16 protein-coding genes are annotated in these 15,961 nt (G+C 64.1%); 7 read left to right on the top strand and 9 right to left on the bottom strand.

Features of this window, described 5'->3' with window-relative positions; genetic code table 11:
• The first annotated feature begins 5 nt into the window (after positions 1 to 5).
• Together VLA65_RS14815 and bcp are read left to right on the top strand one after the other, a co-directional pair.
• Positions 6 to 722: a winged helix-turn-helix domain-containing protein gene (locus tag VLA65_RS14815; RefSeq protein ID WP_332602951.1), complete on the top strand. Its 717-nt coding sequence runs from the start codon at positions 6 to 8 to the stop codon at positions 720 to 722.
• Positions 723 to 789: 67 nt separating this feature from the next.
• Entirely contained in the window at positions 790 to 1,257 is a 468-nt protein-coding gene (bcp, locus tag VLA65_RS14810) for a thioredoxin-dependent thiol peroxidase (protein ID WP_306962004.1), read from the top strand.
• Between the two features lie 283 nt (positions 1,258 to 1,540).
• On the opposite strand, the gene VLA65_RS14805 is transcribed toward bcp, so the two are convergent.
• Positions 1,541 to 2,635 (bottom strand): pyridoxal-phosphate-dependent aminotransferase family protein, encoded by a 1,095-nt coding sequence (locus VLA65_RS14805; protein WP_332602950.1) that lies wholly within the window; start codon positions 2,633 to 2,635, stop codon positions 1,541 to 1,543.
• Positions 2,636 to 3,074: 439 nt separating this feature from the next.
• Here VLA65_RS14805 and uraD point away from each other — a divergent pair, with 439 nt between their 5' ends.
• Entirely contained in the window at positions 3,075 to 3,605 is a 531-nt protein-coding gene (gene uraD, locus VLA65_RS14800; RefSeq protein WP_332602949.1) for a 2-oxo-4-hydroxy-4-carboxy-5-ureidoimidazoline decarboxylase, read from the top strand.
• Entirely contained in the window at positions 3,602 to 3,943 is a 342-nt protein-coding gene (uraH, locus tag VLA65_RS14795) for a hydroxyisourate hydrolase (RefSeq protein WP_265979873.1), read from the top strand. The genes uraD and uraH overlap by 4 nt, the downstream gene beginning before the upstream one ends.
• Before the next feature lie 53 nt (positions 3,944 to 3,996).
• On the opposite strand, the gene VLA65_RS14790 is transcribed toward uraH, so the two are convergent.
• The 6 genes from VLA65_RS14790 to VLA65_RS14765 are packed head-to-tail and all read right to left on the bottom strand — an operon-like array spanning position 3,997 to position 10,734.
• A complete protein-coding gene (locus tag VLA65_RS14790) occupies positions 3,997 to 4,779 on the bottom strand; it encodes a 3-oxoacyl-ACP reductase (RefSeq protein WP_171983479.1) in 783 nt (260 codons plus the stop codon).
• Between the two features lie 43 nt (positions 4,780 to 4,822).
• Positions 4,823 to 6,187: an aldehyde dehydrogenase family protein gene (locus tag VLA65_RS14785; protein WP_332602948.1), complete on the bottom strand. Its 1,365-nt coding sequence runs from the start codon at positions 6,185 to 6,187 to the stop codon at positions 4,823 to 4,825.
• Positions 6,184 to 6,984, bottom strand: coding sequence for a gamma-glutamyl-gamma-aminobutyrate hydrolase family protein (locus VLA65_RS14780; RefSeq protein ID WP_059389935.1), 801 nt, complete (start codon positions 6,982 to 6,984; stop codon positions 6,184 to 6,186). Before VLA65_RS14780 ends, VLA65_RS14785 begins: the two co-directional genes overlap by 4 nt.
• Before the next feature lie 3 nt (positions 6,985 to 6,987).
• On the bottom strand, positions 6,988 to 8,400 hold the full coding sequence (locus tag VLA65_RS14775; RefSeq protein ID WP_332602947.1) for a glutamine synthetase family protein: 1,413 nt from the start codon (positions 8,398 to 8,400) through the stop codon (positions 6,988 to 6,990).
• Entirely contained in the window at positions 8,397 to 9,131 is a 735-nt protein-coding gene (locus tag VLA65_RS14770; RefSeq protein WP_284752949.1) for a FadR/GntR family transcriptional regulator, read from the bottom strand. Before VLA65_RS14770 ends, VLA65_RS14775 begins: the two co-directional genes overlap by 4 nt.
• Positions 9,132 to 9,189: 58 nt before the next feature.
• Positions 9,190 to 10,734: an amino acid permease gene (locus VLA65_RS14765; protein WP_332602946.1), complete on the bottom strand. Its 1,545-nt coding sequence runs from the start codon at positions 10,732 to 10,734 to the stop codon at positions 9,190 to 9,192.
• A gap of 136 nt (positions 10,735 to 10,870) precedes the next feature.
• On the opposite strand from VLA65_RS14765, the gene VLA65_RS14760 reads away from it, so the two are divergent.
• From VLA65_RS14760 to purM, 3 genes are all read left to right on the top strand, one after another.
• Positions 10,871 to 11,254, top strand: coding sequence for a hypothetical protein (locus tag VLA65_RS14760; RefSeq protein ID WP_306962021.1), 384 nt, complete (start codon positions 10,871 to 10,873; stop codon positions 11,252 to 11,254).
• 62 nt (positions 11,255 to 11,316) lie between these two features.
• On the top strand, positions 11,317 to 12,936 hold the full coding sequence (purF, locus tag VLA65_RS14755) for an amidophosphoribosyltransferase (protein WP_284991916.1): 1,620 nt from the start codon (positions 11,317 to 11,319) through the stop codon (positions 12,934 to 12,936).
• Entirely contained in the window at positions 12,933 to 14,093 is a 1,161-nt protein-coding gene (gene purM / locus VLA65_RS14750) for a phosphoribosylformylglycinamidine cyclo-ligase (protein ID WP_236813108.1), read from the top strand. Before purF ends, purM begins: the two co-directional genes overlap by 4 nt.
• A 70-nt stretch (positions 14,094 to 14,163) precedes the next feature.
• Here purM and VLA65_RS14745 read toward each other — a convergent pair whose 3' ends face one another.
• Together VLA65_RS14745 and VLA65_RS14740 are read right to left on the bottom strand one after the other, a co-directional pair.
• Positions 14,164 to 14,949 carry a VOC family protein gene (locus VLA65_RS14745; RefSeq protein WP_332602945.1) on the bottom strand — a complete coding sequence of 262 codons (786 nt, stop codon included), beginning with the start codon at positions 14,947 to 14,949 and terminating at the stop codon, positions 14,164 to 14,166.
• 29 nt (positions 14,950 to 14,978) lie between these two features.
• Positions 14,979 to 15,959, bottom strand: a complete 981-nt coding sequence (locus tag VLA65_RS14740; protein WP_332602944.1) for a TIGR03086 family metal-binding protein — start codon at positions 15,957 to 15,959, stop codon at positions 14,979 to 14,981.
• Positions 15,960 to 15,961: the final 2 nt, after the last annotated feature.

Here is a 15,961-nt window from a genome sequence, read left to right as displayed (position 1 = left end):
AAGCCATGGCCGTCAACGTCCATGCCCCGTACGGGCAACTGCCCGCACGGCTCAACGCCTCGCGGCACCAGCCCGCCCCCCGGCCTTCCGCGCTTCGGCCCGGACTGGTTCGGCCCGGGATGCACCCGCGCGGACTCGCCGTGTGGGTACAGCCCGGCGAAGGCCGCGAGATCGATCCCGAGGTTTGGGCCCGGGCCGCTGAAGCGGTCCTGGCCCGGGCCCGCAAACTTGCTCCGGGGGCGGAAGTCCTCCTTTGGCCCGCCGCCGGAGCTGCAACGTCCGGTGATTCTTCCGGCTCGTCCGACGGTGCGGCAGCGTCCGACGGCGGTTCGGCGTCGGAAGTGCCCGACGCCGAAAACCGCGCAACCGCTCCGTCGCCGGTCTCCCTGGCCGGACGACGCAGCACCGTGGCAGTAGACCTGGCCGCGAATACCGTCCTCCTCGACGGTGTGCCTGTCAGCTTCACCGCGATGGAACACAGCCTCCTCCGCTACCTCGTGGAAAACCTGTCCCGCCCCATCCCACGTGAAGAATTGCAACGCTTTTTGGAGTCACTTGACTGTCCCGGCGCGGCATTTCGGTCGATCGACGTGTATGTTGGACGCGTCCGGCGCAAGCTGGGCTCAGCCCGCCATGTCATCGCCACGGTGCGTGGAGGCGGCTACCAGTTCGTGCCCGGACCAGGCTCCACCGTCCGCGGACCTGCGGAATACTGCATCTAGGCAGCCCGTTACACCATTAGATTGATCGCCGGCCACGGCGGTTGCCCGACAAGTCAAGGATCGCAACATGACCCAGAAACTCCTCGCCGGAACCCAGGCCCCCGATTTCGCGCTGCTTAACTCCGAAGGCCAGAAAGTTTCCCTGTCCGATTACCGCGGACGCAACGTCATCGTGTACTTCTACCCGGAAGCCGCCACCCCCGGCTGCACCACCGAGGCCTGCGACTTCCGCGACAGCCTTGCCAGCCTGCAGTCCTCCGGCTACGAAGTCCTGGGCATCTCCCCCGACGCCCCGGAAAAGATCGCACACTTCGCCGGCGACTTCTCCCTGACCTTCCCGCTCCTCTCCGACGAAGACCACGCCGTGGCCCTCGCCTACGGTGCTTGGGGCGAGAAGCTCGTGAACGGCGAAGTGGTAGACGGACTGGTCCGCTCCACCGTAGTGCTCGACGGCGAAGGCAAGGTCAAGCTGACCCAGTACCAGGTCAAGGCCCAAGGCCACGTAGCAGCCCTGAAGGCCGAACTCGGCCTGTAACGCCCGCTCACAAACAAGGCCGTCCGGGCCGACGCCCGCTCACCTATAACGACTCCCGGGTCGACGCCCGCTCACCTATGACGACTCCCGGGTCGACGCTCGCTCACCTATGAGGCCAAATAGAGAGTCCTCCTGCAGATCATGATCTGCAGGAGGACTCTCTATTTTCGGCCAGGAGTGAGCGGGCATTTCGGAATTGCCTTCATATGTGAGCGGGCGTCACGGCATGAGCGTCGATATGTGAGCGGGCGTCACGGCATGAGCGTCGATATGTGAGCGAGGGTCAGGCCTTCGCGATCGCTTCTTCCAGCGCGCCAAGCACGAGCTTCACCGACGCCCTGTTGGCATTCGGCCCCATCATGCCTATCCGCCAAACGGTCGACGTAAACGCACCCGCCCCGGAGCCGATTTCCATACTGAAGTTCTCCAGAAGGTAGGCGCGGACGGCGGCCGAGTCCACGCCGTCGGGCACTTTGACCGTGGTGAGGCTCGGCAATCGCGAGCCCTCCGCGGCAAACAGCTCGAGCCCCATCGCTTCGAGGCCGTCGCGCAACTCGGCCCCGGCGGCACGGTGCCGCGCTTGAACAGCCGCGAGCCCCTCGGCCAAGATGCGGTCAAGTCCCGCCTCTAGCCCCGCGATCATGGTCACTGGCGCCGTGTGGTGATACGTCCGGCTGCCACTCGCCGCGCCAACATACCCACCCAGAAGGCCGATATCCAGGTACCACGAACGCGGCTCCTTGATGCGCCGCTCGAAAGCGCGCTCGGACACTGTGAACGGGGACAAGCCAGGGGGCGCTCCCAAACACTTCTGCGTCCCGGCATACCCGACGTCGATCCCCCAGTCGTCAGACAGGAGTTCCAGTCCGCCGATGGACGTCACCGCGTCCACGATCAGCAAGGCGTCGCCCTTGCCGGCGCCAAGGGGCGCGACGTCGGACAGGACACCCGTGGAGGTTTCGGCATGGACAGCGGCAATCACCTTGGGATGGGGGTGCGCGGCGAGGACCCGCTCCGCATCCACCGGTTGGCCCCATTCATGGTCGACGCGGACCACCGTGGCACCGCACCGCCGGGCGACCTCACACATGCGCTCCCCGAAAAGCCCGTTGACGGCAATTACTGCCACGTCGCCGTCGGACACTGTATTAACAAAGGCAGCCTCCATGCCGCCGGAACCAGTGGCACTCAATGGCAGGGTGCGGGCATTCCGGGTCCCCCACACCGTCCGAAGCCCCGCGCATGTCCGGTCCAGTCGCTCGATGAACACGGGATCCAGGTGCCCGATCACCGGATACGCCAATGCGGCCGTCACTTCCGGATAGCAATTGCTGGGACCCGGCCCGAACAGATACCGGGAAGTCAGGACCTCTGGCATGACGGAACTCCTTTGGCTCGTTGCTGACATTGTCCACCAGGCGACGAAGGTGAGCGAGCGTTTCAGTAGAACCCACCGAAGGTGAGCGAGCGTTTCGGTAGAACCCACCGAAGGTGAGCGAGCGTTTCGGTAGAACCCACCGAAGGTGAGCGAGCGTTTCGGTAGAACCCACCGAAGGTGAGCGAGCGTTTCGGGAAACGGCGGCATAAGTGAGCGAGCGTCGCAGAGAGGCCAAAGCGGGAAGGAGGGAGGACCGGGGTGCGGTATTCTCTTGACACCACGGCTGTCATTGGATTCACTATTACGTATGCTGAAATAACAGTTCCATGATGTGGAAGGCCTGGAGTGCGGAGGCGCGCAGGTCCATCCGGCAGGAATCGCCGGAGTTCCGCATAGCCAACACCATGGATGCCAGCACTCGCACGAGGAATGAACAAGCATGCAGCTTGAAGTATTCAACAGCGTGGACCGTGCGGACGCCATCGACGTCCTCCGCCCATGCCTCGACATCCAGCGTTGGGTGGAGCACGTCGCAGATGCGCGTCCGTTCAGCGGCTTGGACTCCTTGCTCGATTTCGCCCGGGAAACCGCCGAGCCGTTCACGTCGGACGAAGTGGCGGCCGCGATGGCCCACCACCCTCGGATCGGCGAACGACCCAAGGCGCAGACCACCGAAGCCGCGATGTCGCGCTCCGAACAGGCGGGCGTCGACCCCGGCGATGACGGAGTCGTCACCGCTTTGGCCGAAGGCAACCGAGAGTACGAGGCCAAGTTCGGCCGCGTCTTCCTCATCCGGGCAGCAGGACGGACAGCCAACGACATCCTGGCCTCCCTCCACGAGCGCCTGACCCATACCGCGGAAGAAGAAGACCAGATCGTGGCCGGACAATTGCGCGAAATCGCCCTGCTGCGTCTTGCCGGCATGATCAGCGAAGACAGCGGGAGCAGCGAAGGAGAACCCAGCAAATGAGTGTTTCCCAGATCACCACCCACATCCTGGACACCGGTTCCGGGCGCCCGGCGGCCGGCGTCGCCGTCGTTCTCTCCGTGCGCGACGGCGACAACTGGCGCCACGTAGCTAGCGGCACCACAGACGCGGACGGCCGGATCAAGGACCTTGGCCCTGAGAGGGTCGACGGCGGCAGTTACCGCTTGAACTTCGCGACCGGTCCGTATTACAAGGCACAAGGCGTTGACACCTTTTTCCCGGAGGTGGACTTGAGCTTCACGGTGTCCGACGCCGGTGAGCACTACCACGTGCCGCTCCTGCTCAGCCCCTTCGCGTTCTCCACGTACCGGGGCAGCTAACCCATCGGTTCCCCACCCACCACTGGAGTGGGGAACCGACCTGGAAGCTTCCGCTAGTCGATCGGCGTGACGTAGGCTCCGGAGATTCCGCCGTCAACCATGAAGGTCGAAGCGGTAATGAACGAGGCGTCGTCGCTCGCCAGGAAGGCGACCGCAGCGGCCAGTTCCTCGGGCTCGGCGAAGCGGCCCAAGGGCACGTGGACCAAGCGCCGCGCGGCCCGCTCCGGATCGGAGGCGAAGAGTTCCTTCAGCAGCGGAGTGTTGACCGGTCCCGGGCACAGCGCGTTGATTCGCACACCCTTGCGCGCGAATTCGACGCCGAGCTCACGGGTCATGGCCAGCACGCCGCCCTTGGAGGCGCTGTAGGAGATCTGCGAGGTCGCCGCACCCATCACGGCCACGAAGGACGCGGTGTTGATGATCGAGCCCTTGCCCTGCTCCAACATGTAAGGCAGCGCGTATTTGCAGCAGTAGTAGACGCTCGTCAGGTTGACCTCCTGGACCCGGCGCCAGGCGTCGATTCCGGTGTCGAGGATGGATGCATCGTCCGGCGGCGAAATGCCCGCGTTGTTGAACGCGATATCGACGCTGCCGTAGTGGCTCTTGGCAGCGGCGAAGAGGTCAATGACTTCCTGCTCGTCTGTGACGTTGACCTTCACGAAGATGCCATCGACGGCGGCCGCGGCTGCTTCTCCGGCTGCCGGATCGATATCGGCGATGACCACGTTGGCACCCTCCGAGGCAAAACGCTTTGCGGTGGCCAGGCCGATCCCGCTGCCGCCGCCCGTGATGACGGCAGTGCGGTCCTTGAGTCGGTGTGAAATGAATTCGGTCATGGTGATCTCTCCTTGAATGATGGGGCTTCCAAAGTTGGTGGGTTCAGTGCGCGATGAAGACGTTCTTTACGTCGCTGAAGGAATCGAGGGCATCGGGACCCAGTTCGCGGCCCAGGCCCGATTGCTTGAAGCCGCCGAACGGCGTCGAATACCGGACTGAAGAGTGGGAGTTCACCGAGAGGTTTCCGGCTTCCACCCCGCGGGCCACGCGCAAGGCCCGGCCAATGTCTTGGGTCCAGATCGATCCGGAGAGGCCGTATTCGGTGTCATTGGCAATCCGGACGGCGTCCGCCTCGTCGTTGAAGGGAACGACGACGACGACCGGTCCGAAGATCTCCTCCCGCACTGCCGGGTCGTCGAAGGAGTCGGGAGCCAGGACCGTGGGCGGGAACCAGAATCCCGGCCCCTCGGGCACGTCGCCTTGGAAGGCTATGGGCGCTCCCGAGGGCACAAAGCCTGCAACGGTTTCCCTTTGCCGGGCGGAAATCAAGGGCCCCATGACGGTACTTTCATCCGCCGGGTCGCCGACTTTGACAGCCCGAACGGCGGGCTCGAGAAGCTCCAAGAAGCTGTCGTAGGCCGATTTTTCCACCAGGATCCGGGACCTGGCACAGCAGTCCTGGCCGGCGTTGTCGAACGCGCCGCCTGGTGCTGCGGCAGCAGCGGCCTCAAGGTCGGCGTCGGCGAACACGATGTTCGCGCTCTTGCCCCCCAACTCGAGCGTCACGCGCTTCACCTGGTCGGCACAACCGGCCATGATCTGCTTGCCAACCCCGGTGGACCCGGTGAAGACGACCTTTCGCACCGCAGGGTGGGTGACGAAGCGCGCCCCCACAACGGAGCCCTTCCCGGGGATGATAGTCAGCACGCCATCGGGCAGGCCGGCCTCGCGCGCCAGCTCCCCGAGTCTCATCGCGGTCAGCGGCGTAAGTTCCGCAGGCTTGAGGACCACTGTGTTGCCCGCCGCGAGCGCCGGAGCGAAGCCCCACGCCGCGATCGGCATCGGAAAGTTCCACGGCACAATAATGCCGACAACGCCCAATGGCTCGTGGAACGTCACATCGAGGCCTCCGGCAACGGGGATCTGCCGCCCGAAGTGCCGCTCAGGAGCCGCCGAGTAGTAGCTGATGACGTCGCGCGCATTGCCCGCTTCCCAGCGGGCGTTGCCGATCGTATGCCCCGCGTTGCGGACTTCCAGTTGTGCGAGGTTCTCCAGATCGGCGTCGACGGCGGCCGCGAACCGGCGCAGGAGCAGTGCCCGGTCCGACGGCGACACGTTCCGCCAGGTCTCGAAGGCAGCGGCCGCGCGGGCAATCAGCGCGTCCGTTTCGGCGAGGGATGCCAGCTCAACGGTTTGAAGGAACTCTTCTGTGGCCGGATTGATGATGTCAAAAATTGTGGCACTCACGCCCAGCTCTTTTCTGTCGCTGTGAATTCCGTCGATGGGTTGAGGCGCTCAGCGTAGAGTTCCCCGTCCCGGTACCTTCTGGCAGCCTCAATGAATCCTTCGAAGAGCCGCACGTCGGAACGATTTTGTTCAGGATGAAACTGAACGCCCAACGCCCAACTTCCTTGGGTCGATTCGACGGCCTCGACCGTCCCGTCCGCCGCACGCGCGGTGACGCAAAGGCCTTCGGCAACCCGGTCAAGAATCTGGTGGTGATAGACCGGCGCCGATGCCTTTTCACCTAGTAGTTGCGCGCTGATGCTGCCCGGCCGAGTATCGAACTCAACCTCCCCGTAGACTCCGGGAGCAGGTTGGTAGTTCGCCTCGGGCAGCACGTCCGGCACGTGCTGGATGAGGTTTCCGCCCAGGGCCACGTTGAGGATTTGCGCGCCGCGGCAGATCGCGAAGAGCGGAATGCCCTTCTCCAAGGCCGCCAGCGTCAACGAGATATCGTGCTCGTCCCGCTCGGGCTGGCTGCGTGTGCTCGGGTGGGGCTCGGCGTCGTAATTTCCGGGGTCGACGTCGGCGCCTCCCACCACAACGAGGCCATCCACGAGGTCAAGGACGGAAGTATCGGTGCCGATGGGCGGCAGCAGGAGAGGGGTGCCGCCTGCCGCCACCACGGCTTCCAAATACGTTGCCGGCAGTACCGCTGCCCGCGCGTCCCAAATCCCCCATTTCGCGTTTTGAAGATAAGTGGTCAACGCGATGCGAGGAGGCCGGCTTGAACCTGGAGCCTGTGTCTGATTCTGAGTCATCGCCTACAGCCTTTCGAAGCCGCGGCGGAGCTCCCAGTCCGTGATGGCGGACTCAAAAGCTGCCAGTTCGACGTCGGCGTAGTTCACGTAGTGCCGCACAACTTCCTCGCCGAAGACTTCCTTGGCGATCACGGAGTTGGCGAACAGATCCCGCGCTTCCCGCATCGTCGTCGGCACGGTGGGAGCGCCCGAGGTGTAGGCGTTGCCAAGGGTTGCGGGCTCGAGTTCGAGCTCGTTTTCGATTCCGTAGAGCCCGCCGGCAAGCATGGCCGACAGCGCCAAGTACGGGTTGACGTCACCACCCGGTAGCCGGTTTTCCAGCCGGGCGCTCTGACCGTGGCCCACGAGGCGCACTGAGCAGGTGCGGTTGTCGAGGCCCCAGGCCACCGCCGTCGGAGCGAACGAGCCTTTGACGAACCGCTTGTAGGAGTTGATGTTGGGAGCGTAAAAGAGCGTGAATTCCCGCATCGTGGCAAGCACCCCGGCGATGAAGTGATCGTAGGTCTTGGTGCGGGCGCCGGTGGCCTTGTCCCAGAAGACCAGTTCATCGTCGAGTCCGCGAAGGGACAGGTGGATGTGGCAGGAATTGCCCTCGCGCTCGTTGGGCTTGGCCATGAAGGTAATGGATTGGCCCATGTCATGGGCGATGTCCTTGGCCGCGGTCTTGTAGACGGAATGGTTGTCCGCCGTGGTGACCACCTCGTCGTACTTGAACGCGATCTCGTGTTGGCCGAAGTTGCATTCACCTTTGGCTGATTCCACGGTCATGCCGGCTGCGTACATCTCGTTCCGGATCCGGCGAAGCAGGGGTTCCACGCGGCCGGATCCGAGGAGCGAGTAGTCCACGTTGTATTGGTTGGCAGGAGTGAGGTGCTTGTAGTCCAGCTCCCATGCCTGCTCGTAGGAGTCGTTGTAGACCACAAATTCAAGCTCGGTTCCGGCAAGTGCCTTCCAACCGCGCTCGGCCGCCTTGGCCGTCTGGCGCTTGAGCATGGCGCGGGGCGAAACGGAGACCGGAGTGCCGTCGGTCGTGGACAGATCGCACTGGATCAGCGCACTCCCCTCGCGATAGGGAAGGACACGGATGGTGTCCAAATCCATGTCGAAGAGCATGTCACCATAGCCCTTTTCCCACGAGGAAATGTCATAGCCATCCACGGTGTTCATTTCGGTGTCAACGGCGAGGAGGTAGTTGCAGCCTTCAGTGCCGTGCTCCAGGACGGAATCCAGGAAGAATTGCGCGTGAAGGAGCTTGCCCTGAAGCCTGCCCTGCATGTCGGTGAAGCCGAGAATCACGGTGTCTATGGCGCCCTCGGCAATCCGCGCCTTGAGTTGCTCAACGGTGAGCATACGGTCATTGCGGGGGTGAACAGTGGTGTCCGCGGTGTTCGAAATGTCGTTCATAGTGCTGCTCATTTCAGTAGTCCCTTGAGTAGTGCGGCAGTGGACTCGCAGTGCAATTCCATGACGCTTCGGGCCGCTGCAGGCTCGCCGTCGAGGATGGCCTGCACTATCAATCGATGCTCTTGGTTTGAATGTTCGATGTTCCGCTGCAGAAAGGGGATTTCCGCGAGGAACTCGTGGATCTTTGTCTGGATGGTGGTGCTGGCTTTATTGAGTTCGGACGACCCCGCAACAGCGGAGAAAGCCAGGTGGAGGCGGGCGTCGGCTTGCCTGTATTCCACCGGGGAACCCGCGTTTTCAACCTCGGCCAAGGAATCAATCAGGAGCTGACGCTGATCCTCGCTGAGCCGCATCGAGGCCGCCCGCTGGCAAGCCCCGGGTTCAATCACGGAACGGAAGATGAGGATGTCGCTGATTTCCCCCTGCCTGTCCTTGTTGTCGAGGCGCTCCGGCGGCCGGGCGTTGCCGACCGGTTCCACGATGGTTCCGCCGCCCCGCCCCCGGACGGTCGTGACGAAGCCCGCGGCTCGCAACGCGCTGATCGCTTCCCGCAGCGTGGCCCGGGAGACCTGCATGCGCTCGGCCAAGTCGCGCTCGGGCGGGAGGCGCTCACCGGTTTTGAAGATCCCCAACTGGATTGCCGATCCCAAGTGCTCAACGCATGACTCGAAAGCCATGTGTCCGCGCACGGGAAGCAAGACCGTCTCCAGGAGGGGGGATTCAATCGGTTCGGCGAACAACATGGTGGCCTTCCTTGGTGGGAGGCCGCCGGCGAGAACCGCCGGCGGCCCGCGTGTGTTGCTAGTTGAGCAGCTTATCCGCGTCGATCGTCAGGTGCTCCTGCTCGGCACTCGTCATGAACGTCCGGCGCCCCGTGGTGTACCAAAGCACGGTGGCAAGGAGGAAGACGACCACGACGGCGATGGGCGCGTAGTTGAACGTGTCGATGGTGATGTCTGCGACGGGCGGAAGAACGAAGAGGATCACGATGATGGCGACCCACACAATCGCTATCCAGTTGATGACGGGACTCCATTTCCCGAGGTGCCACGGGCCCGGTACGAAGTTCTTGTTGAGCCTGCGGAGCAACACCGGGGTGATGTACGCGATGTAGAGGCCAATGACGGCCACGCTCGTTACGGCAAAGTACGCGGTGGTGTTGAACAGGGCGGGTGAAGCGAGCACGATCGCGCAGCCAACGCAGAGCCAGATGGAGTTTGTGGGGGTGCCGCTCCGGGCGTTGACTTTGGCCCAGATGCGGGAGCCTGGCAGTGCATTGTCGCGGGAGAAAGCGTAGGTCATGCGTGAGTTGGCGGTCACTGAGGCCATGCCACAGAAGAATTGTGCGCCCACCACGATGGCCAGCAGGAATTTCGCTACGCCGGGGTTGCCCAATGCATCCAGGAAAATCTGCGCCGGGGGCAAGCCTGTTGCCGTAGCGCCAAGAGTGGTCAGGCCTTCCTCTGAGCCGTCCGGGATCGCCGCGACGAGTGAGTAGAGCAGTATCCAGCCACCAATGATGGAGATGACGACGCTCATGACAATCCCCTTGGGAGCCGCAATGGCTGCGTTCTTGGTCTCCTCGGCAACGTGGGCCGAAGCATCGTAGCCGGTGTAGGTGTACTGCGACATGAGCAGGCCCATGAGGAAGACGTACGGCCCGAAAGTGAAGCCGGTTTCGTTGTGCCACGCGGTCATCGTCCAGTCAAAGGACTGGTGGCTCGTGGGCATGAGCCACAGCGCCGCCACAATGATCGCAACACCCACGATGTGCCACCAGGCCGAGACATTGGACAGGAAACTGACAATCTTGACGCCGAAACTGTTGAGCAGGGCGTGGATAACCATGAGGACGACGAACAGCGCGAACGTACCGCCCGGGGTGGGCTCAACGCCGAAAGTCAGCGCCGCGAAAGCCATCATTGTTGTGGCGCAGCCGAAGTCGATTGCGGCCGTGACGGCCACTTCACCGAGGAAATTGAACCACCCGACATACCAGGCCCAGGCCCGCTTGTTGCGTTTGGCGAGCCTGCCGGCCCAGAAATACAAGCCACCGGCGGTCGGGTACCGCGAACAAACCTCGGCCATGGAGAGCGCCACGCACAGGACCAGAACGCCAACCAGCGGCCAACCCAGATTGATGGCAGCCGGACCGCCGGACTTGAGCGCAATGCTGAAGGAGGTAATGCAGCCAGCCAAAATCGAAATGATGGAAAACGAGACTGCGAAGTTGGAGAAGCCGGACATGCCGCGATGTAACTCTTGCTTGTAGCCAAGCTCGGCGAGGGCCGCAGCATCTGCGTCTTGCACAGCCTGCACCTTCGCTGCCGTAGAACGATCACTCATGATTATTCTCTTTCTAAACGGAAGGGGGGAACGGGCCGACACCGCTCGCATCGATAGTGACCCACTTCACATCAATCTGTCAATGGTCTGACTTCAGACCACAAACCAACCTCTTCGGAACGGTAAGCTGGAAGGCATGGTTTCTGAGGGCGCGAACGCCGACGGCACATCGCAAAACAGCACGTCACACAACAGCCCGGCACGCAACGCCGCGGCAGACAACGGCACTCCGGAACGCCGCGGGATCACGGTCCGCCGTGCGCCGAAGTTCGTTCCCTTCATGGGACTCGGCGGGGTGCTCGGCATCATTGTTGCCGCGTTCGTTGCCTACGGGATCCCCGGTGACCAAAGTTTCGACACGGGGGCGGTCTTCGGTTTTTTCCTTGTGTCCTTCGCCGCGGGCGGCGTGCTGCTGGGCGCCGTCGCGGCCCTCGTCCTCGACAAAGTCAGCGTGCGGCGTTCCCAGCGTGCCGTCGTCGAGTCCGTGCCCAGCCCCACAGAGGACGACGCCGGGGCATAGGATCCGGGTCACAATGTCGCGTGAGGGAAAGTACCACGCCAACATCATGCGACAATTGACCAGTGGCACGTGGCGACGGAAAACTTTCTCATGATCTTCTCCCCGACGAAAAAGGACCTCAGGACGCTTGTGGCGTCTTCGGGGTCTGGGCGCCGGGCGAAGAAGTAGCAAAACTCACCTATTACGGGCTGTATGCGTTGCAGCACCGCGGACAAGAATCGGCTGGTATTGCTACCAGTGACGGCAAGCGCATCAATGTCTATAAGGACATGGGCCTCGTGTCCCAGGTCTTCGACGAGACAACCCTGAACACCCTCACCGGGCACCTCGCCGTCGGCCACTGCCGCTACTCCACCACCGGAGCAAGCCACTGGGCCAACGCGCAGCCCACCCTGGGCGCAACCGCCACTGGCACCGTTGCCCTCGCGCACAACGGCAACCTGACCAACACGGCTGAGCTCCGGGAAATGATCCTCGAACTCAACGGCGGTCAGCTGACCGGAGAAATGAAGCAGGGCAACACCTCGGACACCGCCCTGGTCACCGCCCTCCTGGAAGGCGAAGAGGGCAAGACCCTGGAACAGACTGCGCTTGAGCTGCTTCCCAAGATCCGGGGCGGCTTCTGCTTCGTGTTCATGGACGAAGGCACCCTCTACGCGGCCCGCGATACCTTCGGCATCCGCCCCTTGTGCCTTGGCCGCCTCGAGCGCGGCTGGGTTGTCGCCTCGGAACAGTCCGCCTTGGCAACCGTCGGCGCGAGCTTCATCCGCGAGATCGAGCCTGGCGAGTTCATCGCCATTGACGAGAACGGCGTCCGTTCCCAGCGTTTCGCAGAAGCGACGCCGGCCGGTTGCGTTTTCGAGTACGTCTACCTTGCGCGCCCCGACGCGTCGATTGCCGGTCGCTCCGTGTACGAGTCCCGTGTGGAGATGGGCCGCCAGCTGGCCCGCGAGAACACCCAGGTAGCGGACATCGTCATCCCGGTCCCCGAATCCGGTACTCCGGCAGCGGTGGGCTACGCCGAGGAATCCGGCATCCCGTTCGCGCACGGCTTCGTCAAGAACTCCTACGTGGGCCGCACGTTCATCCAGCCTTCGCAGACCCTGCGCCAGCTCGGCATCCGGCTCAAGCTCAACGCCCTCGAATCCGTGATCCGCGGCAAGCGCGTGGTGGTAGTGGATGACTCGATCGTCCGCGGCAACACCCAGCGCGCCATCGTCAGGATGCTCCGCGAGGCCGGAGCCGCAGCCGTCCACGTCAAGATCTCCTCCCCGCCCGTCCAGTGGCCCTGCTTCTACGGCATCGACTTCGCGTCCCGCGCTGAACTGATCGCCAACGGCGCCACCATCGAGGAAATCTCCCAGGCCATCGGAGCGGATTCGCTGGCTTACATTTCCGAAGACGGCATGATCGGCGCCACCCAGCAACCGCGCGAACGCCTCTGTACCGCCTGCTTCACCGGCCAGTACCCCATCGCACTTCCGGGTTCGGACAAACTGGGCAAGAACCTCCTGGAGCGCACCGACCTCGGCGGGCTGCCGACGTCGGGCATCTCCGCCGAAGCCGTAACCGCGGACTCGGACGACCCGGCCAACAAGCCCGGCGCCACGGGCTGCGATCCCGGACCCGACGCCGAGTTTGAGAACCTGCTGACCGACGCCGATAAGAAAGAGTCTGTATGACCTCCGCATCCTCCGCCGCTGAGAACACAACCGGCATCACCTACGCGTCCGCCGGCGTCGACGTCGAAGCGGGTGACCGCGCCGTCGAACTCATGAAGGACGCCGTCAAGGCGACCCACAACAGCTCCGTGCTCGGCGGCGTCGGCGGTTTCGCCGGCCTGTACGACGTCTCCAAGCTGCTCACGTACAAGCGGCCCCTGCTGGCCACGTCCACGGACGGCGTCGGCACCAAGGTGGCCATCGCCCAAGCCATGGACATCCACGACACCATCGGCTTCGACCTGGTGGGCATGGTGGTGGACGACATCGTCGTAGTCGGCGCAGAGCCGCTCTTCATGACCGACTACATCGCGTGCGGCAAGGTTGTCCCCGAGCGCATCGCGGACATCGTCCGCGGCATCGCCGCCGCTTGTTCCGTGGCGGGCACTGCCCTGGTGGGTGGCGAAACCGCTGAGCACCCGGGCCTGCTGGGTGAGCACGAGTACGACGTCGCCGGTGCAGCTACCGGTGTTGTCGAAGCCGACGCCCTGCTTGGCCCGGACCGCGTCCGCGCCGGCGACGTCGTGATCGGCATGGCTTCCTCGGGCTTGCACTCCAACGGCTACTCCCTGGTCCGTCGCGTTATCAACCACGCCGGCTGGGCCCTTGACCGCCAGGTCTCCGAACTCGGCCGCACGCTGGGCGAAGAACTGCTGGAGCCCACCCGCGTCTACGCCGCCGATTGCCTGGACCTCGCCCGCGCGTTCCCGGTCAGCGGCCTGGGTACTGCGCCCGGCGCCGTGCACGGCTTCAGCCACGTCACCGGCGGCGGCCTCGCAGCCAACCTGGCCCGCGTCCTGCCGCAGGGCCTCGTGGCCACGGTTGACCGCGCCACCTGGGAACTGCCGGCCATCTTCAAGCTGGTGTCCGAGCTCGGCAATGTTCCCCTTGCCGACCTCGAGCGCACGCTCAACCTCGGTGTCGGCATGGTGGCCATCGTGTCTCCCGAAATCGCCGACGCCGCCGTGGCCCGCCTCAACGAGCGCGGCTTGCCGTCGTGGGTCATGGGTACGGTGGCCGCGGACTCCGACTCGATCATCAAGAGCGGTCCGGACTACGTCCAGGGCGCCAAGGGCGTCGACGGCGGCGCCGTGCGCCTCGTGAACGCTTACGCCTAAGGGTTCTTCGCGCAAAAAGTGCCCACCCCATTGCCGATCCGGCAGTTGGGTGGGCACTTTTGTTTGAGGCCTAGTTGCTTTCGGCGGCCATGACGCTGAAGGCTGCTCCGGCTGGATCACCGAGGACTGCCATGCGGCCGACGCCAGGGACGTCGAAGGCAGGCGCGAAGACCTGGGCGCCGAGCTCGACGGCCTTCGCCACGGACTCGTTCACGTCCGCAACATTGAAGTAGGTCATCCAGAACGGCGGCATTCCCTCGACGGGCTGCTTCATGGCGCCGCCTACGGACTTCCCGTCCACTACGAGCTGGGTGTATTCCTGCAGGTCTCCGGCCGCGGCCGTCTCGCTGGAGCATCCCGTCACGGATTCGTAGAAGGCGACGGCCTTGGGGACGTCGTTCGTCTGCAGTTCGTTCCAGACCACCGTGCCCGGTTCATTGACCAACCCGGCGCCGTGGTGGGTTCCGGCCTCCCAGAAGCCAATCTGTGCACCCGTGGGATCGGCTGCGAAGAACATCCGCCCGCTTCCGTTGGGGACGCTGTCCGGCGGGAAGAGAACGTTGCCGCCTGCCGCCGTGACGCGCTCAGCGGCGTCATCTACCGAATCGACGGCGAGGTAGTTGGCCCAGAAGGACGGTGCGCCGGCCGCAGCCATGTCCGGCATCTGCTGCATCATGCCCGCCACGTAGCGGTCCTGCAGCTTGGCCATGTAGTAGGTCATGCCGTTGCCGGCATCCATCGCGTCCAATTCCCAGCCGAACAGATCACTGTAAAAGGCCTTGGAGGCCTCGATGTCCGACGACGACAGGTCCACCCAACACGGGGTTCCCTGCTTGTAGCTATCAACCTGCGGCATTGCTATCCCTTCGTTGAGTAGCCTCGAGCTTATGCGTGAACAGTCCGGCCGGTGAAAGCGACCAGGCGCTCCAGGCTGGATGCCGTCTCGGCGACTTCCTTGGCCTGGGCGAAGCTGCCGCTTGCGCGGACCTGCTCGCTGATGGTGTTCTGCGCGAGGACCTCGACGTAGTCGGTGAGCTCATCCGCCACCGACACCTCGAAGCCCAGGGCCTTGGAGAAGTCCCAAGCGTGGACCAGGAACTCGAGGTTGAGGATGGAGGCGACCATCGTGGCCGGCAGTTCGGCGAAGCCCATGTCAATGGTGCCTTCGAGTCCGCGGCGATAGAAGGCTTCCAGCGTCGGCTGGGCGAGGTCGGCGATGCGCACCTCGGGCGACTTCCCGGCGTCGTCGGCTACTTCGGCGCCCAGGGCCTTGGCGATGTTGGCAATTGAGCCGGCAAGGTGGTCAAGCAACTGCGACACGTTGAAGTCGGCGCACGGAGTCTGGGTCTGCGCGTCGGCTTCGGTGACGTGCGCCAGCACGCGCTGCACGATGGCGAGCGTGGCGTCCGCGGAGGTGAGCTCATTGAGATCGGCAGGGGCAGCTGCCCATTCGTCGGCACCGGCGTCGCCCGTGGACGCCTCGGCGAGGAGACGGTCGAGGTAGTGGTTCCAGCCCTCGGAGTGGCCTGCCAGGGCTTCCGGAGTCGGAAGGCCTTCGTGCACCAAGCGCACGGAGGTGCCGCCATCGGCCGGCTCAAGGGTGATGGCTACCGTGGAGACGTTATCCGCCGGCGCTTCGGGCTGCTCCCAGCCCCAAGTGAAGACGACGCGCTTGCCCGGCTCGATTTCCGTGAACGTTCCCGCCGCGTGGTGACCCGGGGTGATGGTCCAGCGGTACTCGCCGCCAACCTTGAGGTCGACGCGGGCGGCAACGGTCTGCCAGCGGCGGAGGCGTGCGGGCTGCGTAATGAGTTCGAACGCCTGGTCGACGTTGAGGGGAAGAAGAACGGTCTTGTCGTAAATCATGA

The organism is Arthrobacter sp. S2(2024), assembly GCF_036662515.1.
Taxonomy (GTDB): Bacteria; Actinomycetota; Actinomycetes; order Actinomycetales; family Micrococcaceae; genus Arthrobacter.
Note: the sequence above shows the minus strand (reverse complement) of the source record. Positions and strands in the feature narration are given on the sequence as shown.